General features: G+C 48.6%; 18 protein-coding genes and 2 rRNA genes. 18 read left to right on the top strand and 2 right to left on the bottom strand.

All coding sequences use genetic code 11. From position 1 onward, the window contains the following. Positions 1 to 178 precede the first annotated feature (178 nt). From der to AWM72_RS01070, 13 genes are all read left to right on the top strand, one after another. Positions 179 to 1489, top strand: a complete 1311-nt coding sequence (der, locus tag AWM72_RS01130) for a ribosome biogenesis GTPase Der (RefSeq protein ID WP_067971901.1) — start codon at positions 179 to 181, stop codon at positions 1487 to 1489. A gap of 156 nt (positions 1490 to 1645) precedes the next feature. Next, complete coding sequence (locus AWM72_RS01125; protein WP_067971897.1) at positions 1646 to 1927, top strand: HU family DNA-binding protein; 282 nt, start codon at positions 1646 to 1648, stop codon at positions 1925 to 1927. 124 nt (positions 1928 to 2051) lie between these two features. Continuing rightward, positions 2052 to 3341, top strand: coding sequence for a tetratricopeptide repeat protein (locus tag AWM72_RS01120; RefSeq protein ID WP_067971893.1), 1290 nt, complete (start codon positions 2052 to 2054; stop codon positions 3339 to 3341). Between the two features lie 64 nt (positions 3342 to 3405). Then, the gene (gene dapB, locus AWM72_RS01115) at positions 3406 to 4185 is read left to right on the top strand and encodes a 4-hydroxy-tetrahydrodipicolinate reductase (protein ID WP_067971890.1); all 780 of its coding nucleotides are present in this window, start codon (positions 3406 to 3408) and stop codon (positions 4183 to 4185) included. Then, positions 4182 to 5447 carry a CCA tRNA nucleotidyltransferase gene (locus tag AWM72_RS01110; protein WP_067971887.1) on the top strand — a complete coding sequence of 422 codons (1266 nt, stop codon included), beginning with the start codon at positions 4182 to 4184 and terminating at the stop codon, positions 5445 to 5447. The genes dapB and AWM72_RS01110 overlap by 4 nt, the downstream gene beginning before the upstream one ends. Continuing rightward, entirely contained in the window at positions 5444 to 8197 is a 2754-nt protein-coding gene (locus AWM72_RS01105) for an exonuclease domain-containing protein (protein WP_083505570.1), read from the top strand. Before AWM72_RS01110 ends, AWM72_RS01105 begins: the two co-directional genes overlap by 4 nt. 4 nt (positions 8198 to 8201) lie before the next feature. After that, the gene (locus AWM72_RS01100) at positions 8202 to 8675 is read left to right on the top strand and encodes a cell wall elongation regulator TseB-like domain-containing protein (protein WP_067971881.1); all 474 of its coding nucleotides are present in this window, start codon (positions 8202 to 8204) and stop codon (positions 8673 to 8675) included. A gap of 18 nt (positions 8676 to 8693) precedes the next feature. Then, positions 8694 to 9887: a pyridoxal phosphate-dependent aminotransferase gene (locus AWM72_RS01095; RefSeq protein ID WP_067971878.1), complete on the top strand. Its 1194-nt coding sequence runs from the start codon at positions 8694 to 8696 to the stop codon at positions 9885 to 9887. A gap of 27 nt (positions 9888 to 9914) precedes the next feature. Beyond that, a complete protein-coding gene (locus tag AWM72_RS01090) occupies positions 9915 to 10559 on the top strand; it encodes a DnaD domain protein (protein ID WP_070486147.1) in 645 nt (214 codons plus the stop codon). A gap of 21 nt (positions 10560 to 10580) precedes the next feature. After that, complete coding sequence (locus tag AWM72_RS01085; protein ID WP_070486152.1) at positions 10581 to 11027, top strand: MarR family winged helix-turn-helix transcriptional regulator; 447 nt, start codon at positions 10581 to 10583, stop codon at positions 11025 to 11027. 13 nt (positions 11028 to 11040) lie between these two features. Next, the gene (locus AWM72_RS01080) at positions 11041 to 11667 is read left to right on the top strand and encodes a YutD family protein (RefSeq protein WP_067971868.1); all 627 of its coding nucleotides are present in this window, start codon (positions 11041 to 11043) and stop codon (positions 11665 to 11667) included. Between the two features lie 2 nt (positions 11668 to 11669). Then, on the top strand, positions 11670 to 12470 hold the full coding sequence (locus AWM72_RS01075; protein ID WP_067971865.1) for an HAD-IIA family hydrolase: 801 nt from the start codon (positions 11670 to 11672) through the stop codon (positions 12468 to 12470). Beyond that, positions 12455 to 13078: a TIGR01906 family membrane protein gene (locus AWM72_RS01070; protein ID WP_067971862.1), complete on the top strand. Its 624-nt coding sequence runs from the start codon at positions 12455 to 12457 to the stop codon at positions 13076 to 13078. The genes AWM72_RS01075 and AWM72_RS01070 overlap by 16 nt, the downstream gene beginning before the upstream one ends. Before the next feature lie 476 nt (positions 13079 to 13554). Here the strand turns inward: AWM72_RS01070 and AWM72_RS01065 are convergent, their stop codons facing one another. Then, positions 13555 to 14565 carry an NAD(P)/FAD-dependent oxidoreductase gene (locus AWM72_RS01065; RefSeq protein ID WP_067971859.1) on the bottom strand — a complete coding sequence of 337 codons (1011 nt, stop codon included), beginning with the start codon at positions 14563 to 14565 and terminating at the stop codon, positions 13555 to 13557. Positions 14566 to 14590: 25 nt separating this feature from the next. Continuing rightward, positions 14591 to 15085, bottom strand: a complete 495-nt coding sequence (locus tag AWM72_RS01060) for a divergent PAP2 family protein (RefSeq protein WP_067971857.1) — start codon at positions 15083 to 15085, stop codon at positions 14591 to 14593. A gap of 182 nt (positions 15086 to 15267) precedes the next feature. On the opposite strand from AWM72_RS01060, the gene AWM72_RS01055 reads away from it, so the two are divergent. From AWM72_RS01055 to AWM72_RS01035, 5 genes are all read left to right on the top strand, one after another. Next, positions 15268 to 15867: a peptidylprolyl isomerase gene (locus tag AWM72_RS01055; RefSeq protein ID WP_067971854.1), complete on the top strand. Its 600-nt coding sequence runs from the start codon at positions 15268 to 15270 to the stop codon at positions 15865 to 15867. Next, on the top strand, positions 15867 to 16280 hold the full coding sequence (locus AWM72_RS01050; RefSeq protein ID WP_067971851.1) for a CvfD/Ygs/GSP13 family RNA-binding post-transcriptional regulator: 414 nt from the start codon (positions 15867 to 15869) through the stop codon (positions 16278 to 16280). The genes AWM72_RS01055 and AWM72_RS01050 overlap by 1 nt, the downstream gene beginning before the upstream one ends. 11 nt (positions 16281 to 16291) lie before the next feature. Beyond that, on the top strand, positions 16292 to 17620 hold the full coding sequence (locus tag AWM72_RS01045; protein ID WP_067971846.1) for a glucose-6-phosphate isomerase: 1329 nt from the start codon (positions 16292 to 16294) through the stop codon (positions 17618 to 17620). Between the two features lie 483 nt (positions 17621 to 18103). After that, positions 18104 to 19653: ribosomal RNA gene (locus AWM72_RS01040) — 16S ribosomal RNA — on the top strand. A gap of 214 nt (positions 19654 to 19867) precedes the next feature. Next, positions 19868 to 22773: ribosomal RNA gene (locus AWM72_RS01035) — 23S ribosomal RNA — on the top strand. Together the 16S and 23S rRNA genes form the textbook arrangement of a ribosomal RNA operon. Positions 22774 to 22781 lie beyond the last annotated feature (8 nt).

Below are 22781 nucleotides of genomic sequence, written 5' to 3'. Positions count from 1 at the left end.
ACGTATAGTACGGCTGACGCCTACTATACGTAATTCACATCGCTTGCTATTTCATGGCTAACGATCAAATTCAAAGCTTCACTACTGCTCAAAACTAGCTGATAGGGTAATCATGACTTAGATAATTACTCATCATCTAAATTAAAAAAATAGAGAATCATTTAAAGGAGGTTTTTAAATGGCTAATTTAACCATTGCGATTGTGGGGCGGCCTAATGTTGGCAAGTCAACCATTTTTAACCGCTTGGCGGGGGATCGAATCTCCATTGTGGAAGATACGCCTGGCGTCACCCGCGACCGGATCTATGCCCATGCGGAGTGGCTGGGCCGACGCTTGAATATTATTGATACCGGTGGGATTGACTTCTCCAATGAATCTTTCCAGGACAAGATTCGCGCCCAGGCAGAGATTGCTATGGAAGAAGCAGACGTGATTGTCATGCTGACCAATGTCCGCGATGGCGTGACCGATACCGATGAAATGATTGCCCAATTGCTCTACCGGACCAATAAGCCCGTTATCTTGGCAGTCAATAAGGTGGACAATGCGGAACAACGGGCGAATATCTATGACTTCTATTCCCTAGGTTTAGGCGATCCTGTGCCAATTTCAGGTGCCCACGGTTTGGGCTTGGGTGAGCTCTTGGAGACCGCATTGAAGCTCAGCCCCCAAGAACCAGACCAGGGCCCTGTGGATGATACCATTTCCTTTGCAGTGATTGGACGGCCAAATGTGGGCAAGTCCTCGATTGTGAACGCCATGCTCGGGGAAGAGCGGGTCATTGTCTCCAATGTTGCTGGAACGACCCGCGATGCCGTTCACACCCAGTTCACGGTGGACAAGCAGAAGTACCGGATTATCGATACAGCTGGCTTGCGCAAGCGGGGGAAGGTCTACGAAAAAACGGAAAAATATTCGGTCCTTCGTTCGATGCGCGCCATTGAAGAAGCCGATGTGGCCCTCCTCGTTTTGAATGCTGAAGAGGGAATCCGCGACCAGGATAAGAATATTGCGGGCTATGCCCATGAAGCGGGACGTGGCTTGATCATCGTTGTCAACAAGTGGGATGCTCTGAAGAAGGATAATCACACGTTGAAAGAATTCGAAGCCGACATCCGCGCCCACTTCCAATTCATCGACTATGCACCGATTGTCTTTGTTTCAGCTAAGACCAAGCAACGCCTCCACCAATTACCGGAACTGATTAAGCACGTTCATGAGAACCACCAACGTCGGATCCAGTCCTCACTTCTCAATGATGTCTTAAATCGGGCCATTACCATTAACCCAGCGCCTTCAGACAAGGGACGCAAGTTGAGAGTCTATTACCTGACCCAGGTGGCTACAGCTCCTCCTTGCTTTGTTGCTTTCGTTAATGATGTTGATCTGATGCACTTCTCCTATGAACGCTTCCTCGTGAATCAAATCCGAGAATCCTTCGATTTTGAGGGGACACCGATCAAATTAATTACCCGTGAAAGAAAGTAAAAGAGACATAAACTTTATCTAATTTACCTAGAAAAACATTGTAGTGGCAAGGCTTCTGTGGTATCCTTAGAATGGATTATCTAAGTAGATAGAGAAATCCTAAAAATGTTTTTCAATAAACATTCCGATAATCTTTATCGGAGGAGGTGAACTAAATTGGCAAATAAAGCAGACTTAGTACAAAGTGTTGCTAACGCAGTTGGAGATTCAAAGAAAAACGTGACTCCAGTAGTTGATGCAGTTTTTGAATCCATCCAAGCTTACCTTGAAGAAGGTGAAAAAGTACAAATCATCGGCTTCGGTAACTTCGAAGTTCGTGAACGTGCAGCACGTAAAGGACGTAATCCACAAACAGGTGAAGAAATCCAAATCGCAGCAAGTAAAGTACCTGCCTTCAAACCAGGCAAAGGCTTGAAAGACGCTGTTAAAGGAAATTAATCTCGTCAAAGAGTAGTAAAAGTCAGGTTTTCGGACCTGGCTTTTTATTTTTACCACTCGCTTCAAGGACTTATCCTTGGGCTGGGCGAACAGTATGCTAAAATATAGCGGAGGAGGAATGCGCATGCAGACTGAAAAAAATATTAGCCGCTTACTTCAAGCGATTCGCTTGCAGGATCTAGCGGGTATCGAGACATGCTTGGAAGACTTGCAAGCTAACTTTCAGGCTTACAGCCAAGACCAGCTCTTAGACCTGATTGAGGCGGTCCGAACCCTAGGTGACTTGACCAGCTTGCTTAAGATTTATGACTTGGCCCAGGCGGCAGAGCCAGGTAATTTGGAATGGCTGCTCCTGAAGGCGGAGGCTAAGATTGACCAAGGGGCTTACACGGAAGCAATCGATGACCTGCTGGCCTTAGGAGACGACCATCCTTACCAGGTGGAGGCCCTCTTGATGCAAGCAGATGCCTATCAAATGCTGTCGCTGCCAGAAGTGAGCATGGTCAAACTCCAGGAAGCCCAGGCCCTGGCCCCAGATGAAGCGGTCATCCGTTACGGGATTGCCCAATTGAAGTTTGACCAGGGAGACTTCCAATCCGTCTTATTGGACTACCGTCAACTCTTGGATGATGCTGATTTGCCGGATCCAATTCGTGAGAAAGTAGAAGAAAACTATCTTTTTGCGCAGACCGCTGTGGGTAACTTTGATGAAGCCTTGGACAGGCTCCAAAGCAAGAAGCCGGAAGAGCGGACGGAGGCTGAAGAGAAGCAATTGGGCCTGCTCTATGCCCTGAACGAAGACTATGAGAAGGCCCAGGGGATCCTGGAATCCTTCTATCTAGAAGATCAATTGACCGCCAAGGAATTGGCCCTCTATGCGGAAGTGAAAGAGGCCTTCCACGAAGACGATGAAGCGCTCAGGATGCTGACCTCTGCCCTTAACAGCCAACCCTTTGATGCGGACTTGTGGGGCCAGCGGGCAAGACTCTACCAGAAGCTTGGTCAAAGTGACCAAGCCCTAGCTGACGCCCAGCAAGCTCTGGCCTTAGACCCTGACTATACAACCATGCATGAACTCATCCTCCACGGCTATCTAGCGGCGGCGGATGATCAGGCCGCCTTGGACCAGGTTCAAACCATGCCGGCCGAATCCTACCAATCGGGCGAATTGGCCTGGTTGGTTGCCCGGACCTATGACTTAAACGAAGACTTTGACCAGGCCCATGACTACTATCAAAAAGCTTATCCCGACCTCAAAGAAGACGCTAGCTTTGTTTACGACTACTTGCGCTTTATGCGTGAAGAGGGCGACCAAGCAGCGATCACACACTTATTAGATGACCGGCCTGAACTCAAGTCCGATCCCTCCTTCTATCCCTTCTTATCGGACCAAGATATGGGTGAATATTTCTAGGAATAAATGCTATAATGGAAGGGTAATCTTTTGAGACAAAAGAAAAGCGAAAGGATGCGTAAGGATGAAAGTTTTAGTAACAGGATTTTTAGGACGGATGGGGCAGACTTCAGCCCATATGGTACTTGACCATGAGGGTTTCGATCTAGCTGCCTTGGTTGACATCAAGGCTGACCAAGCCGAAGACCTCAGCGCTTGGGAGGAGCTCGCCCCTGTCTACAGCAGTATTGAAGAAGCTTTAGATAAGGAAGCCATTGATGTAGCCATTGATTTCTGCCAACCTGATGCGGCTTACTACAACACCCGCTATTATATTGAACATGGGGTCCATCCCGTTGTGGGGACCACTGGCTTTAGCGCTGACCAGATTGAAGAACTGAAGAAACTGAGCCAAGAAGCCAAACTAGGGGGCATGATTGCGCCTAACTTTGCGATCAGCTCGGTTTTAATGCAGGTTTTTGCCCAACAAGCAGCCAAGTATCTCCCGGATGTTGAGATTATTGAAATGCACCATAATCAAAAATTAGATGCACCAAGTGGGACCGCCCAAAAAACAGCCGAACTCATCTATGAAGAGCGGGGCGACCACGCGAGCGGTCACCCTGATGAAAAAGAACAAATGGCTGGCGCACGGGGCGCCGACTTCCACGGCATCCGCATCCACAGTGTCCGCCTGCCTGGTCTTAACTCCCACCAAGTCGTGCAGTTCGGTGGCACGGGTGAGGCGCTGACTATTCGCCAAGATTCCTTTACCCGGGAATCTTATATGAAAGGGGTGGCTATGGCAGTTGACCATGTGATGGCAAGTCAAGAACTGATCTATGGCCTTGAGAATATCCTATGATTCAAGATCCTGTCTTTCAACAGGCCCTGCCTGTCCTCAAGGCCTTAGAAGCAGCAGGCTATGAGGCTTATTTTGTCGGTGGGGCGATTCGGGATGCCTTACTAGGCCTGCCCATCCATGATGTGGACATCGCGACCTCGGCCTACCCCCAAGAGGTCCAAGACGTCTTTCCCAAACACTTTGACGTGGGCTTAGAACATGGGACCGTGATGGCCTGGTATGAGGGGGAGACCTATGAGATTACGACCTTTCGGACAGAGTCTGGCTACCAGGATTACCGGCGGCCGGACAAGGTCGAATTTGTTCAATCTTTGGAGGAAGACCTCCTGCGCCGGGACTTTACCATGAACGCCCTGGCGATGGCCTCAGATGGTCAGATTATCGACTACTTTAACGGACAAGAGGCGATTAAAGAGGGGCGGATTGAAGCAGTTGGTGTGGCCCATGAACGTTTCCATGAAGATGCCTTGCGCATGATGCGGGCTGTCCGTTTCGCTAGCCAATTAGACTTCGAGATTGCCGAAGAAACCTCCCGAGCCCTCAAGACCAATGCGCCGCTCCTCGAGAAGATTGCCATTGAGCGCATCTTAGTGGAGATGAACAAGTTATGGCAAGGGAAGAATTGGCAAAAAGGCCTAGCACAGATGCTGGAAGCTGACTTGTGGGCCTATTGCCCTTATCTAGAGCGCCAAGTCTTGGAGACCATGCTAAAACTCTTAGCATCTAGTCCTTTTGCAGATTCGGATATGGCTTGGGCTTTCTATCTCTATTTAGACCTGGGCGCTGGGGCAGACCGTCAAGCTTATAATCAAGCCAGTCACCAGCTGGCCCGGGCCTGGAAGATGTCTAAGCGTGAAGACCAGCATATTGCCGGCCTGGCTTATGCCTTGGCCGTCCGCCAGGGGCTGTCTGTCTGGGATGCCGACTCGCTCTACGCCCTCGGCTTTGACCTTGCCTGGCAGCTAGAACAGACCCTAGCCCAGGAAGAAGCTGAGGGAAGCTTGCTGAGCCAGCGCTTTAGCCCAGCAAACCTCGCCGCTTGCCAGGCGAATTGGCAAGCCCTTCCCATCCATTCCTTAAAGGATCTGGCTGTGAATGGCTCGGACTTGATCCAGGCCTTCCATCCCGCAGAAGGGGCACAGATTGGTCGCTGGTTAGGCACTTTAGAAGCAGCCGTTCTGGCAGGTCAAGTCACCAATGATAAGGCCAGTCTGCTGGCCTGGCTAAAAGAAGAAATTGCAACGGAGGAGGAACATCTGTGATAAGAAGATATGCCGTGGTAGATATTGAAACAACCGGTCCTTCCTTTAAAGAAGGGGACAAAATCATCCAAATCGGTCTGGTTCAGTTAAGCGACCAAGGCATTGAAGCTGAATACAGCTGGGATGTCCAACCCGGGCAAAAAATTCCTCCGCGCATTGTCGACTTAACTGGAATTACAGATAGGCAGTTGGCCCAGGCCCCGACTTTAAGAGAAATTGCCGATGACTTTTTAGACAAGTTGGGCGACCGGATCTTAGTGGCCCACAATATCAACTTTGACTATAAATTCTTGAGTCGGAGCCTAGAAAAGCTGGGCTATCCGCCACTTAGCAATGAGGGGATTGACACGGTCGAATTGATCCGTCTTCTCTATCCCTGTGACCAGAGCTATAAGTTAGGGGACTTTGCGGAAAAGCATGGCATCAACTTGGTTCATGCCCATACGGCCCTCGATGATGCCCGGGCCACGGCCCAGCTTTTGTTACTGATTCAAGAAAGAATTAAAAGCTTGCCTTATGACTTGCTCCAAACGATTCAGCCCTTGACCACGACGATGATCCGACAAACGGGCCTCTACTTCAATGCTTGGGTCGAGGACTGGGCGCCGCGGACGAGGGAAGGCTTGGTTAAGAAGGGTCCCTTCTACCTTGCTGAGCAAAAAGGTCAGGGCTTGGTCTTTCCTAAACAATTTGGCCAAGACCAGGCGGACTTTGTTGACTTAGGGGGCCGGCCCCTCTGCATAGGCCAGGGGGACTGCCAGTTGAGCCCACTCCAGTTGGCTATGTGCCGGGACTTGTCTCAATTCTTTGACCAGGATAAGTCGGGTCTAGCCTGCCTTGATGCGCCTGCAGGTTCGGGCAAGAGCCTGGCCTATCTTTTGGCAGCCTTGCAAGCGCCAGCGGGCCAGTCCAATCTCGTCCTAGCGACCTCGACCCGCTTGCTCCAGGACCGTTTGGCTCAAGAGAGTCTCCAACAGGCAGCCGATATTCTTGGCCGCCCCTTGCGCTATGTCCAGCTCAAGAGTTCTCGTCACTATATCGACTTGTCCGCTCTGGCCGCCTTCCATGAAGAGGTCTTAGCTTCTAAGCAGGTCAAGAAACGAGATGCCTTGCTCTTGGCAGCTCTCATGATCTGGTTGGCCCAAAGTCAGACGGGACTGTTGGTGGAATTGAACCCGGGGCTTTTGACCAAGGATTTCAGCTGCAAGCAGCCGACGAAAGCAGCTTGCGACCAGGCCCTGTCCAAGTGGAGCGACCACGCCTATTATGCCCGGGAGTGGGAGGCCATCCCTGAAGCGGACCTGGTTTTAACCAACCAGGCCTTTCTCTGCCAGCACCAAAAGGACTTGGAAGACTGGGGTTTGCTCAGCTCTTCCGGCCTGCTCTTAGTGGATGAGAGCCACCAATTACTGGATACCCTCCAGGCCCAGGCGACCGCTTCTTGGTCAACTCAGGCCTTCGAGAACCAGCACAAGCGCTTACAAAAATTACTGGCTAATCTGATACATTTTCCTGAGGCTTATCAGTTCTCCGGCCAATCCTTTGATGACTTGTACCAGTCCAGTCAATTGATCCAGGATGTCTGGCAGACTTTTGATCAGGTTATGGCTTATTTGGAAGAGCATTACCGCAAGCTTGTCTACTACAAGCAACAGAGCGACCACAAAGATAGTTTTATGCTAAAAGCTGCCTTTCAGGCTGCGGACCTTTACAGTCAGCTCAAGGCAGTCCAGGCCCAGGTGAACGATCTATCGAAATCTCTTCAGCAATTATGCCGGGCTGTCCAAGTTAAGTCAGGCTTTAGCAGCCAACGCTTGGACCAATTGCAGGCCACGGTTCGGTCCCAGCAAGCTATGAATGACCAATTGACCCAGTTAGTTCAAGGAAAGGACCTGGACTATTATGTTCTGGACCTGCTTGAAGCGGGGGAGGACCTTCACTGCCAGCTCCAGGGCAAACCCTTTGAAGACCAGCGCCTACTGGAAGGCTTTCTCGATACTTTGGCCTGTCAGACCGTCTTTATTTCGGCGAGTCCCTTGGCTGACCAACGCTTTGATAGCCAAGCCATCCATTATTCTTATGCTAGCACTAAGGGGATCCAGGAGGTTAAGGTCTTGATGGATGGCTTGTCCATTGATAAAATGATTGCCAAAGCGGCAGCAGCTTGGACGGCGGACTGCCTGCTTGAGCTCTGGCCCAAGCATTACCAGCGGGTCTTGGTCCTAGTCAATGCCAAAAAACAGGCCCGGTTACTCGAAGCCGCCTTAAAAGACCGCCTCGACTACCAGGCCTACCAGAAGCTCTATTGCCAGCTCAACTTCAAACATAGCCATAAGCTCTTCCAACTCTTTGACCAGGAAGACCAAGGCCTACTCATCGGTTTACAGAACTTCAGCGAAGGCGTCCACTTCAAGCAAGCTTTGGATCTTGTCGTGCAGCCGCGCTTGCCTTTTGCAGCACCGGAAGCAGCGGATGAATTGGCTAAACAAGCTCTAGCCCGAGAAGAGGGCAGGGATTACTTTGAGAACGTGGCCCTTCCAGATATGCTGGTTCGACTTAAGCAAGCCATTGGTCGGGCAGCTAATGGTCAGGGGGACCGAGCGGACTTCCTTTCTTTAGACCAACGTATACTCAAGAGCGCTTATGCCGACCACTTGCATGCCAGTCTGGCCAGCAGCGCTGACTTTAGACCCGTCCGCCTCCAGGACTTAGAAAATATTTCAAGTAATTTTAGCCAAAATAAAGGATGACAGCATGAAAAAAAGATTTCTCTACATCCTAATTGCCATTCTCACCCTCTATATTGTGCTGACCAATAACGTTTATTTTTCTTCCCAAAAACCACTCATCGATGCGGAAGACGCGGTCAGCCAGGTGGCCCAGGACCACAAGCTATCGGACATCAAAGATTTTTATCTCTTTACCAAGGACGAGACTTGGTACAGTGTTCGGGCAGAAAATGAAGAGGGGCGGGAGGTCTATCTAACTTACCAACCGGACAGTCAAACGGTGCACACAGGCTTTGTTGACGAGATGGTAACAGAAGAAAATGCCATCGCCTTGACCCAAAACGAACTTCCTGAAGTCGAGGTTAAAGAAGCCCGACTCGGTTTTGATGAAAAATTTTTCGTTTGGGAGGTAAGTTTTGTCGATAAAGACGGTAATTTAGGGTATCATTATATCAATGCAACTAACGGCACTTGGTATGAAACGATCAATAATTTATAGAAACAATGAGGTGACGCTATGATCTCTGAACGCATCATGAATTTACAAGAATCGAAAACACTAGCCGCTAATGACAAGGCCCGAGAACTCAAGGCCCAGGGTCGGGATATTATTTCACTCACAGTGGGTGAGCCAGACTTCGACACACCCCAATATATCTTGGACTATGCCAAGGAAGCCATGTATGCCGGCAAGGGCCACCATTACACGCCAGCCAGCGGAGCTTTAGAATTACGTGAAGCCATTGCCCACTACCATGAAAAGCATGACGGTGTTGTCTACGAGCCAAGTGAAATTTTTGCCGGGAACGGGGGTAAACTTGTTCTCTATTATCTCTTCCAAGTCTTAGTCAATCCTGGTGATGAAGTTCTTATTCCCCAACCTTACTGGGTCAGCTACTATGAGCAGATCCGCCTAGCTGGGGGGAAACCTGTGATTGTTGAAACTAAGGAAAGCAATAATTTTATCTTAACCGTTGAAGAATTGGATGGTGTTTGTACGGATAAGACCAAACTGCTTGTTCTTAACACGCCATCTAATCCCTCGGGCGCTGTGCTCAGTCCAGAAGAAATGCGGGCCATCGGTGACTATTGTGTGGACAAGGGCATCGTGATCATTTCCGATGAGATGTACTATCAATTGGTCTACAATGGCACCAAAGCGATTTCCATGGCCTCTATTTCACCTTCTATCCGCAAACAAACCATCGTCGTGAACGGTGCTTCCAAGGCCTATGCCATGACCGGTTGGCGCCTAGGTTATTGCATGGGCGATGAAGATATTATTCGCGCGATGAATAAATTGGCTAGTCAAGTAAGCGGGAACCCTTCCGGTATTGCCCAATATGCAACGATCGGTGCTTTGACAGGCCCCCAAGATGACCTGGAAAAGATGCGCCAGACCTTTGAAAAACGTTTAAATGCTGCCTATGACCGGATGAAAGCAATACCTGGTTTTAACCTAGTAGCTAAACCGCGGGGCGCCTTCTATCTCTTCCCTAATTGTAGTGAAGCTGCAGCCTTAACCGGCTATGCAACGGTCGATGACTTTGCTATGGCTCTCTTGGAGGAGGTCGGGGTAGCCAGTGTGGTTGGGAGTGCTTTTGGTATGCCAGACTTCTTGCGCTTCTCTTATGCAGCTGACCAGGACAAGTTCCTTGAAGCCATGGATCGAATTGACAACTTTATGACAGACCACCAAGTCCAGGCGTAAAGACTTAGAAAGTGAGCATGATCAAGAATGAAAATCGAAAAATATACGGTTTTGCGGACACTCCTTCTTGAGATGTATCACGAAATAGGCATCACCAATGAGGAGATGCTTTTTTTCATACATTTGATTAGTTTCCAGCAAGATAATGTGGAATTCCCCAGCTTTTCTATGCTGATGAAGCGGATGGGGATGACCCGGGATGAGATCTTAAGCTTGATTAATTCCTTAGTGGACCGCCAGTACTTGCGGATTGATAGCAAGAAAAATGAAAATAACCAACAAACGGAGTACTATAACCTGGAATTCTTGTATAATAGGGTTGACGCCTTAGTCAAGCAGCGGGAAGCCGAAGAAGAGAGTAAACAAACAGAGGATCAAGAAGCCGAGATTTTCCAAGTCTTGGAGACTGAATTTGGCCGGCCTCTGTCACCGATTGAATACCAAGAGGTGGCGGACTGGCTGCATAAGGATAAGTTTCCAACTGACATGATCTTTGAAGCCATTAAGGAAGCTGTCCTGGCCCAGGCCTATAGCCTGCGCTATATCGACAAGGTTTTAATGAATTGGCGTCGCAATCCCAAGCAAAGAAACTCTAAGCTTAGAGACCAGCACTCGCTTTCGGACCTACCACCAGCACCTATGAAGAAAATTATTAAAAAAGACCAGGAGTAAGGAGCTAGCAACTTGGAGAATATGACCGAGCAACAATTGCATACCCTGCGTGTCTTGTTACGGTCCCATCAATTGATGATGCGGGCCCTCAAGCAAGACATGAGGACTTATGGATTGACTGAAAATGAATTTATGATACTAGAATATCTTTTGAACAAGGGACCCCATGTCGTCCAAGACATCAAGGAACACCTGCTTATTCCCAACAGTTCGGTGACCTATGTGATCGATTGTTTGGAAGGCAAGGGGCTGGTTAAACGGGAACGGTCGTCAAAGGATATGCGCCGGATTATCATCGCTTTAACCCCCAAAGGACAGCGCAAAATAGCAGCTGACTACGAAGAACATAAGGGCTATGTCAACCAGCTTTTCTCTGTCCTTGATGCGGATGAATTGAAGCGCCTGCGACTGATTCATAAGAAATTAGGCTTCCAGGCCGAAGAGTATTACAAACGCGACCAAAAATGAAAGGAGGATGCCTATGCCAAGGAAGAACAGCCCTGAAAAAAGCCCTGAACAAGAAGCCTTCCCCAAAGCTGAGATCCAACGAACGGACAACCAGGAATTATTGATTAACGGCCAGCCTTTTACAGTTAAGGAATGGAGCCAGGAAGAGGCCCTCGATTTGGAGGCTTTAGCTGACCGCTATATGCCAATTCTGGATACTTATGACTATATCGTCGGTGACTGGGCCTACGAACAAGTCCGCCTAAAGGGCTTCTACAAAGATGATGTGCCCCATGTACCCCTGGAGCGTAAGATCTCACACCTAACGGATTATCTCTTGGAGTACTGTAATTTTGCCTGCGACTATTTTGTCTTGGAACACCAGCGTGACGAGGAAGAACGTCAAGAGCGCAACCGTCAATTGAAAAAACGACCCAAAAAGAACCGAAACAATAAGAACTATAAGAAGAAAAACCAGCGCAAGGACAAGGGCAAGAACAAGTCACACAAGCGCCAGCGGGATAAGAAAGCGCATTTCAGTATTAAAACGGATAAAAGCTCGACTAAGCCCTCAAATAAAGGCGTCAAGCGTCAAACGATTACCCAGGGCAATAAGAAAAAAGAGGGCTTTAAAATTCGTTCAACGAAAGGAAAAAAATAAGCATGAAAAAGAAACGTGCCATGTTTTTAGACTTGGATGGGACGGTCTACAAGGGGAAGTCCGCCATCCCTGGTGCTCGGGAATGGATCGAGCAGATGCGGGCTGCCCAGGAGCCTTTCCTCTTTGTGACTAATAATTCCATGCGGTCCCACCAGGAAGCCGTCCAGTTCTTAGGAGACTACCACCAGATTGAGGCGGAGCCTGACCAAGTTTATACTAGCGTGGACGCCTTGTCCCACTTATTGGGGCAGGAAGCCATTCAGCCTAGACAGAAGGCCTACGTTATGGGGAGCGATTACTTGAAGGCTACGGTGGCAGAAGAAGGCTATCAGATTGTTTCTGATCCCTTGGCCGAGCCGGTTAACCTCTTAGTCATGGGCTTGGACCAAAGCGTAAGCTACCAAGAACTCGCCCAGTGCGCCTATGCTGCCCAGTCAGGCGCCAAGTTTTATTTAACCAATCCGGATATCCAATTCCCTTCCAGTCATGGATTTGTTCCTGGAGCAGGGGCCTTGGGTGAATTGGTGGCCCATGTGTCCCGAACCGAGCCGATTGTCTGCGGCAAGCCTAGCCCCAATATTATCCTCGGTGCCTTGGAGCTCTTGGGCCTCGAAGCGGATGAAGTCGTGATGCTAGGGGATAACCTGACCACGGATATTTTGGCTGCTAACCGGGCTGGTCTTTCAACGATCTTAATTGAGACCGGCGTTCACCAGAGAGCCGACATTGAGCAGTTAAACATTGAACCCACCTGGCTGGTGAAGGACTATCAAGAGTTGATGGACTTATGGCCAAGTATCTAAAAGCCGGCCTACTGACCTTAAGCCTCTTAGTTGGGCTGATAGCAGGCGCCTTACTTTTAACGATTTGGTGCCTGCCCCTCTATGTCTTGGTCTTGTATGCTGGCAATCTAGCTGAGCGGGTGGGCTTGACCAATCAAGAAGTCCTCCATGACTACTGGCAGATGCTCACTTATTTGAATTTTCCATGGCGGAGGGGACTAGACTTTGCCTATTTTCCGTCTTCCGCTTCTGCCCGTTTCCATTTTTACGAGGTCAAGCAGCTTTTTTTGATGGTCTATCCGACTTTCTTAGCTGGCCTCGGCTTCAGCTGGGTTCTCACTAGGAAGCCTTTAAAAGCAGGGACCCTCTACCTTCTTTATCGGATTTTTGCTTACCTGCGTTATCTGCCCCTTATAGCTATTATCGGCTTAACGTTGAATTTCAACCGGGTCTTTGTCCTCTTCCATCAAGTTTTGTTTGATAACCAGGCCTGGCTCTTTGATCCGGCAACGGATCCGATTATTGAAGTGCTACCGGAAAGTTATTTCATGCTCTGCTTCATCCTCTTTTTTGTGCTCTTCCAATTAGGGATCCAAGGGGTTTATGCTTATTTGAAAAATAGCTTGTGAGTCGAATAAAAATGTTTTTTTAGTGGTCTGTGCTAGTGAGCATCCGTTGCGCTTTTTGAATTTAGTCCTTGAATTTATAGTGGATCAAGAACGGCTTTCGCCGTTTTGTACTTTATCCGTAATTCCCTTTGCTCCTACGGCTAAAGCAGCACCGGCTCGAGCCAAGGTCTCTCGTCTAACAAGCTTCAAAGGGCTCGTACGACTAGCGCCTACGATCCCTAATTCACATTGTTTGCTTTATCATGGCTAAGGACTAAATTCAACGCTCCACTATTACTCAATTTGAATTGTTTTTTTAATAAGTAGTCACCAATGTTTAAAAATTAGAGAAGCAAAAAAGTGCTCAGCTGAACCATGATTTCAGCTGAGCACTTTTATTTAAAAATTTCCTATTCATCTAAGCTTAAAGGTCATATTGATCACCTTGAGATCGGATTCGTGGACACATAAATTTCTAAGCGGCTTTGTTAACACCCTTATCTATTTTTGTCCTCTTTCAGTAAGTCAGAGGAGTGCAAGGGGCTGATGCGTTTTTCTGGATAGATGTAGTGATAGGCGGCGTTGATGGCGGTAGGGGCTTCGCCAAAGCCGGAAACAATCAGGTCAGTCTTACCTGGATAGCCTGCAATGTCACCAATAGCAAAGATACCCGGCCGGTTCGTTTGACAGTGGCCGTCGACTAGGACTTTATTCTTTTCGATGTCCAATCCCCAATTCTTAATTTCACCTAGGGAAGAAGTAAAGCCATAAGCCATGATGACTTGGTCCACGGGAATACGTTGGCTTTCATCTGACCGTGCTTTTTGCAAGTGGATGGCAGAGAGATTAATGCCGTCTCCCTCGAGGCCAGTTGGGACATAGGGGGTGATGAAGTTAATGTTGTCCTTTTGCCGGGCGGCTTCAACGGAGTATTCATGGGCCCGGAAGCGGTCGCGGCGGTGGATCAGATAGATTTCCTTGGCGTAGTCGCTCAGGGCAAGGGCCGTATCGAGGGCACTGTCGCCGCCTCCGCAGATGGCGACATTCTTGCCCGCATAAGCCGTATAATTGCTGACGAAATAGGCAACGCCACGGTTTTCGTAGTGGTCTAATTGGTCCAGGTCAACCTTGCGAGGGCTGAAAGAGCCATTACCAGCTGCAATGATGACTGCCTTAGCGCGATAGGTCGCACGGCTAGTTTCGACGACAAATTCCTCGCCATCGTTTTCTAAATTTAAAACTTCTTGGTTGAGGCTGAATTGGGTGGTCGCATGGAAGCGGGCCAGCTGTTGGGACAAGCGGTCGATGAGTTCCGCCCCCGAAATTTCGGGATAGGCAGGGATGTCATAGATGATCTTGTCGGGGTAGAGGGCCTTGGGTTGGCCGCCTAATTCAGGCAAGCTATCAATAATATTTACGCTCAACTGGCGCATACCGGCATAGAAAGCCGCAAAAAGGGCACTAGGCCCAGCACCAATAATGATCAGATCACTTGAGAGAGTTTCCATAGAACGTCCTTTCTATATGAATGCTTTAAAAGTTAAAGAGGCTATTAAGGAGTAAGGTCACGAGGATACCGGTCAGAATGCCACCAATAACCTCTGAAGGTTTGTGGCCTAAATAATCATCGATGACGAGCTTGCTCTCCTTAATGGCTTTCAATTGGCGACTGAGGACAGGATCGTCTTCTTTAGCCGCCCGCTCTTCGAGAATCAAGAGCAATTGGCGAAGAAGCATGCCCTGCTCACCGCTTTGCCGCCGGACCCCCATGGCATCGAACATAATAATCACGCCAAAACACACCCCAATCGCAACGTAGGCGGACTGGTAGCCGTATTTAAGGATAAGCGCAGTTATCAAGGCTGTCACAGCAGCCGAATGAGAACTGGGCATACTCCCTGTGGCATGGAGCAAAGCGAGTTTGGCATTGCTCTTGCGCATTAAGAGCGCGATGGGAAATTTTAGGGCTTGGGCAACAACAATGGCACTGAGGGTTGCCACAAGCGGTAGGTTAGTTAGTACGTCCATAGGGCCTCCGGTAATTTTTTGGCTACATGTAAAAGTATGCTGTCGATTGGACAGCTACTTAATAAATATAACATAAATCTCACCATTAGAGAACTAGCGATAACTATACATTTTCTTTAACTATTGGTACAATAGAGAGGAATAGAAATAAAAAATATGCATAGTTTTAGAGGAGGAATGTTATGTCATTTCCACAATTAGAAGAACAAGCTAAAGAAATTAAAGCAATCATTAAAACCAAGCAAGGGCAAATTGAAGTCGCTCTTTTTCCCGAATTAGCACCAAAAGCTGTCGAAAACTTTATCCAACATGCTAAAGAGGGTTACTACGATGGTGTGATCTTCCACCGGGTCATCCCTAACTTCATGATCCAGGGCGGGGACCCAACTGGAACGGGCCGCGGCGGAGAGTCCATTTACGGCCAAGCCTTTGAGGATGAATTCAATCTCTCCCTCTTTAATATTAAGGGCGCCCTGTCTATGGCCAATGCAGGACCTAATACCAATGGCTCACAATTCTTTATTGTCTCAGCGGGACCAGTTGATGCCAGCATGGTCAGCCAGTTGCGTGCTGGCGGTTGGCCTGAGGAAATCGTTGAAGCCTATGCTGAGAAGGGGGGGACCCCTTGGTTAGACCACCGGCACACGGTCTTTGGCCAAGTAAGGGAAGGTCAAGAGGTTGTCAGCCAGATTGAAAATGTTGACCGGGATGCCCAAGATAAACCGCTGGAAGATGTTGTTATTGAAGGGATCCAGATTATTGATCCAGAAAGTGATGCCTAATGACCAAGTCATTTGCGATTGGAGATATTGTTAAGGGGAAGGTGACAGGCATTCAAAGCTACGGCATCTTCGTGAGTCTCGGCGCTAACCACCAGGGACTCATCCACATCTCTGAAATTAACCACGGCTTTGTAAAGGATATTTATAACCAGTATGAGATTGGTGAAGAAGTCACAGCCAAGATTATCGATATTGATGAATACAGCCAAAAGATTTCCCTGTCGCTAAGAGCCCTCCAACCCCTCTTCAAAAATAAAAAACCGGCCCGCGGTAACTGGCACAAGCACCACCATCCTAAAGATTATGGCTTTGGTTTGATTGCTGAGAACCTGCCTAAATGGGTGGATGAAGGTCTTGCGAATATCCAGTCGGGCCTAGTCAAAGATTACCACGAAAATCATTTTAATAAGTAAGGAGTCTAACTATGGCAGATTTAAAATTAGATATCTCAAAACTTGATCCCTTTATTTCCCAGCATGAAATTGACTATATGCAAAGTGAAGTCAGCCAAGCCCACCAGCAGCTACGTTCTGGCAAGGGACCTGGCCATGAGTTTACGGATTGGTTGGACCTTCCCTTGGACTATGACAAGGAAGAATACCAACGCATCAAGGAAGCGGCTAAAAAGATTCAAGCCGACTCCGATGTTCTCCTGGTATTAGGGATTGGTGGCTCTTATCTTGGGGCTAAGGCAGCCATTTCTTTCCTATCTCATCAATTTATCCAAGAAGGCAAGTTGGAAATCATCTTCGCGGGTAATAGCCTGAGTGCCACTTACCTCAGCGAGGTTATGGACGCCTTAGAGGGCAAAGATTTTTCGATTAATGTGATTTCTAAGTCTGGGACCACTACTGAAACTTCAATTGCCTTCCGTATCTTCAAGAAGCGTTTGATCGATCAATACGGGGAAGAAGAAGCTAAGTCCCGGATTTATGCAACGACTGACCAAGCAAAAGGGGCCTTGAAGGCAGAAGCTGACCAGATGGGCTATGAAAGCTTTGTTATTCCTGATGGCGTTGGCGGCCGCTTTACCGTCCTGACAGCAGTGGGGCTTCTACCAATTGCAGCAAGTGGCGCTAATACGGATGAGCTCTTGGCCGGTGCTCAAGCGGCCCACCAGGCTTATCAAGAGCCTGAATTGGGCAAAAATGACGCCTATCTCTATGCCGCAATCCGAAATATTTTATACCGCAAGGGCTATAACACGGAAATTCTCGTTAACTATGAGCCTAAATTAAAATATTTTGCTGAATGGTGGAAGCAACTGTTTGGGGAATCAGAAGGTAAGGACGGTAAAGGAATTTATCCAAGTAGCGCTAACTTCTCGACAGACCTTCATTCCCTAGGCCAATATATCCAAGACGGTCGCCGTATCCTCTTTGAAACGGTGGTTAAAGTTGAAGAGACTGAAAAGGATATTAAAATCCCAAGCCTAGCGGAAGATAGTGATGGGCTTGCTTATTTAGAAGGACAATCCGTTGATGAGGTCAATACCAAGGCCTTCCAAGGGACCCTACTCGCTCACACGGATGGAGGCGTTCCTAACCTGGTTCTCCATGCGCCAGCGATTAACGCACATACGCTGGGCCAATTGATTTATTTCTTTGAAATCGCCGTCGCTATTTCTGGCTATCTTAATGGGGTTAATCCTTTTGACCAACCAGGAGTGGAAGCTTATAAGAGAAATATGTTCGCTCTTTTAGGCCGAGAAGGCTACGAAGAACTGGCTCAAGAATTGAACGAACGCCTATAAATCAAAGATATGATAAGGATTTTAAGCCAACTGATAAAAAAGTTGGCTTTTTTATGAAAAAGAGTTGACGAAGGAGAGAGAAGGAGGTATAATAATTTTTGTTGCTGATCGAGATCACTTCGAAATCGATCGCCAACAAAAATAAATTCAAAAAAAGTATTGACAAGTTTCAATAACTTCGATATACTAATTGAGTCGCTTGATTCAAGCCTTTGAGGCAAAGAACAAGCAGACGATCATCAAATCGAAAGAAGCAAAAAAACTTTTTAAAAAAGTTCTTGACAAGATTTCGATAAAGATGATATAATAATTGAGTCGCTTCAATAAGGCGACGAGATAGACCTTTGAAAACTGAACAAAGAAGACGAACCAATTGTGTAGGGCATCAACTTCGAGTTGATGAACCAACAATTCAAACAATAAATAGTTGAGCAAACAACTATAAAAAGTCAGCAATAACGAGCTTATCAAAGCTCATGAATCTTTCATGAGAGTTTGATCCTGGCTCAGGACGAACGCTGGCGGCATGCCTAATACATGCAAGTCGAGCGAACTGACGAAGTGCTTGCACTTCTGACGTTAGCGGCGGACGGGTGAGTAACACGTAAGGAACCTACCTATGAGCGGGGGACAACATCCGGAAACGGGTGCTAATACCGCATAGTAATTTGTCAGGCATCTGACAAATTGGAAAGACGGCTTTTGCTGTCACTCATAGATGGTCTTGCGGTGCATTAGCTAGTTGGTGGGATAAAAGCTTACCAAGGCCATGATGCATAGCCGACCTGAGAGGGTAATCGGCCACACTGGGACTGAGACACGGCCCAGACTCCTACGGGAGGCAGCAGTAGGGAATCTTCCGCAATGGGCGCAAGCCTGACGGAGCAATGCCGCGTGAGTGAAGAAGGTTTTCGGATCGTAAAACTCTGTTGTAAGAGAAGAACAAATTGTAGAGTAACTGCTACAGTCTTGACGGTATCTTACCAGAAAGCCACGGCTAACTACGTGCCAGCAGCCGCGGTAATACGTAGGTGGCAAGCGTTGTCCGGATTTATTGGGCGTAAAGGGAGCGCAGGTGGTTTCTTAAGTCTGATGTGAAAGCCCACGGCTTAACCGTGGAGGGTCATTGGAAACTGGGAAACTTGAGTGCAGAAGAGGAAAGTGGAACTCCATGTGTAGCGGTGGAATGCGTAGATATATGGAAGAACACCAGTGGCGAAGGCGACTTTCTGGTCTGTAACTGACACTGAGGCTCGAAAGCGTGGGTAGCAAACAGGATTAGATACCCTGGTAGTCCACGCCGTAAACGATGAGTGCTAGGTGTTGGAGGGTTTCCGCCCTTCAGTGCCGCAGTTAACGCATTAAGCACTCCGCCTGGGGAGTACGGCCGCAAGGCTGAAACTCAAAGGAATTGACGGGGACCCGCACAAGCGGTGGAGCATGTGGTTTAATTCGAAGCAACGCGAAGAACCTTACCAAGTCTTGACATCCTTTGACCACTCTAGAGATAGAGCTTTCCCTTCGGGGACAAAGTGACAGGTGGTGCATGGTTGTCGTCAGCTCGTGTCGTGAGATGTTGGGTTAAGTCCCGCAACGAGCGCAACCCTTATTGTTAGTTGCCAGCATTTAGTTGGGCACTCTAGCGAGACTGCCGGTGACAAACCGGAGGAAGGCGGGGATGACGTCAAATCATCATGCCCCTTATGACTTGGGCTACACACGTGCTACAATGGATGGTACAACGGGCTGCGAACTCGCGAGAGTCAGCGAATCCCTTAAAGCCATTCTCAGTTCGGATTGCAGGCTGCAACTCGCCTGCATGAAGCCGGAATCGCTAGTAATCGCGGATCAGCACGCCGCGGTGAATACGTTCCCGGGTCTTGTACACACCGCCCGTCACACCACGAGAGTTTGTAACACCCGAAGTCGGTGAGGTAACCTTTTGGAGCCAGCCGCCGAAGGTGGGACAGATGATTGGGGTGAAGTCGTAACAAGGTAGCCGTATCGGAAGGTGCGGCTGGATCACCTCCTTTCTAAGGATATAACGGAATACACAATCGTCACTTTGTTCAGTTTTGAGAGGTCTAACTCTCAAACTTGTTCTTTGAAAACTGAATACTGCAAGTAATAACCATATTTTTAACTGTGACCACCAGGAAGCAGTTAAGGATATAAACCAATTTTACCAAGAGTAAAAAACCGAAAGAGTTTAATTAAACTTTTCGCACATCATACAACTTAACCAACGGTTAAGTGAATAAGGGCGTACGGTGAATGCCTTGGCACTAGGAGCCGATGAAGGACGGGACGAACACCGATATGCTTCGGGGAGCTGTAAGTAAGCTTTGATCCGGAGATTTCCGAATGGGGGAACCCCATCATCTTGATCGATGATGACTTTCAAGTGAATACATAGCTTGTTAGAGGTAGACGCAGGGAACTGAAACATCTCAGTACCTGTAGGAAGAGAAAGAAAAATCGATTTCCTGAGTAGCGGCGAGCGAAACGGAAAGAGCCCAAACCAAAGAGCTTGCTCTTTGGGGTTGTAGGACTGGGACCTATGATTTAGGCGGGTTAGTCGAATGGCATGGGAAGGCCAATCAGAGAAGGTGAGAATCCTGTAGACGAAAGCCCAACTAACATTACCAGTATCCTGAGTACGACGGACCACGTGAAATTCCGTCGGAATCCGCCGGGACCATCCGGCAAGGCTAAATACTACCTAGTGACCGATAGTGAACCAGTACCGTGAGGGAAAGGTGAAAAGCACCCCGGGAGGGGAGTGAAAGAGTACCTGAAACCGTATGCCTACAAGCAGTCAGAGCCCGTTAATGGGTGATGGCGTACTTTTTGTAGAACGGACCGGCGAGTTACGATAGCATGCAAGGTTAAGACGAAGAGTCGGAGCCACAGCGAAAGCGAGTCTGAAGTGGGCGTTGAGTATGTTGTCGTAGACCCGAAACCAGGTGATCTACCCATGTCCAGGCTGAAGGTGCGGTAAAACGCACTGGAGGGCCGAACCCACGTCTGTTGAAAAAGGCGGGGATGAGGTGTGGGTAGCGGTGAAATTCCAATCGAACCTGGAGATAGCTGGTTCTCTCCGAAATAGCTTTAGGGCTAGCCTCGGATGATGAATATTGGAGGTAGAGCACTGTTTGTTCTAGGGGTCCAACAAGGATTACCGAAAACTGATAAACTCCGAATGCCAAATATTTTAATCCGGGAGTCACACTGCGAGTGATAAGATCCGTAGTGGAAAGGGAAACAGCCCAGACCACCAGCTAAGGTCCCAAAGTTTCAGTTAAGTGGAAAAGGATGTGGGGTTGCACAGACAACTAGGATGTTGGCTTAGAAGCAGCCATCATTCAAAGAGTGCGTAATAGCTCACTAGTCGAGTGACCCTGCGCCGAAAATGTACCGGGGCTAAACTGAACACCGAAGCTGTGGATGTCTAAGGACATGGTAGGAGAGCGTTCTAAGGACGGCGAAGCATGATCGTGAGGACATGTGGAGTGCTTAGAAGTGAGAATGCCGGTATGAGTAGCGAAAGACGGGTGAGAATCCCGTCCACCGAATAACTAAGGTTTCCTGGGGAAGGCTCGTCCTCCCAGGGTTAGTCGGGACCTAAGCCGAGACCGAAAGGTGTAGGCGATGGCCAACAGGTTGAGATTCCTGTACTTGTCTGATTTGTTTGAGCAATGGAAGGACACAGGAGGCTAAGCAGAGCGCGGAGATGGAAAGACGCGTCCAAGCAACAAGTCTGATGTTGAGTAAAAGGCTTAACATCCTAAGGATGAGTTGTGACGGGGAGGGAAGTTTAGTACCGAAGCTGCTGATGTCACACTGTCAAGAAAAGTTTCTAGTGAGAATCAGACAACCCGTACCGCAAACCGACACAGGTAGTTGAGGAGAGAATCCTAAGGTGAGCGAGCGAACTCTCGTTAAGGAACTCGGCAAAATGACCCCGTAACTTCGGGAGAAGGGGTGCTGGCCGCAAGGCCAGCCGCAGTGAATAAGCCCAAGCGACTGTTTATCAAAAACATAGGTCTCTGCCAAATCGAAAGATGACGTATAGAGGCTGACGCCTGCCCGGTGCTGGAAGGTTAAGAGGAAGGGTTAGCGTAAGCGAAGCTCTGAATTGAAGCCCCAGTAAACGGCGGCCGTAACTATAACGGTCCTAAGGTAGCGAAATTCCTTGTCAGGTAAGTTCTGACCCGCACGAAAGGCGTAACGATTTGGGCACTGTCTCAACGAGAGACTCGGTGAAATTGTAGTACCAGTGAAGATGCTGGTTACCCGCGACAGGACGGAAAGACCCCATGGAGCTTCACTGCAGGTTGATATTGAGTGTTTGTGTGACATGTACAGGATAGGTAGGAGCCATTGAAACCGGGACGCTAGTCTCGGTGGAGGCACAAGTGGGATACTACCCTTGTGACATGACCACTCTAACCCGCGACCATAGATCTGGTCGGGAGACAGTGTCAGTCGGGCAGTTTGACTGGGGCGGTCGCCTCCTAAAGTGTAACGGAGGCGCCCAAAGGTTCCCTCAGAATGGTTGGAAATCATTCGCAGAGTGTAAAGGCAGAAGGGAGCTTGACTGCGAGACCTACAAGTCGAGCAGGGACGAAAGTCGGGCTTAGTGATCCGGTGGTTCCGCATGGAAGGGCCATCGCTCAACGGATAAAAGCTACCCTGGGGATAACAGGCTTATCTCCCCCAAGAGTTCACATCGACGGGGAGGTTTGGCACCTCGATGTCGGCTCATCGCATCCTGGGGCTGAAGTCGGTCCCAAGGGTTGGGCTGTTCGCCCATTAAAGCGGTACGCGAGCTGGGTTCAGAACGTCGTGAGACAGTTCGGTCCCTATCCGTCGCGGGCGTTGGAAATTTGAGAGGAGCTGTCCTTAGTACGAGAGGACCGGGATGGACGCACCGCTGGTGTACCAGTTGTTCCACCAGGAGCAGAGCTGGGTAGCTATGTGCGGCAGGGATAAGCGCTGAAAGCATCTAAGCGTGAAGCCCCCTCGAGATGAGATTTCCCATACTTTTAAAGTAGTAAGACCCCTGAGAGATGATCAGGTAGATAGGCTGGAAGTGGAAGTATAGCGATATATGGAGCGGACCAGTACTAATCGGTCGAGGACTTATCCAAAGGATAAG

It is taken from the genome of Aerococcus sanguinicola, from assembly GCF_001543145.1.
Lineage (GTDB): Bacteria > Bacillota > Bacilli > Lactobacillales > Aerococcaceae > Aerococcus > Aerococcus sanguinicola.
Note: the sequence above shows the minus strand (reverse complement) of the source record. Positions and strands in the feature narration are given on the sequence as shown.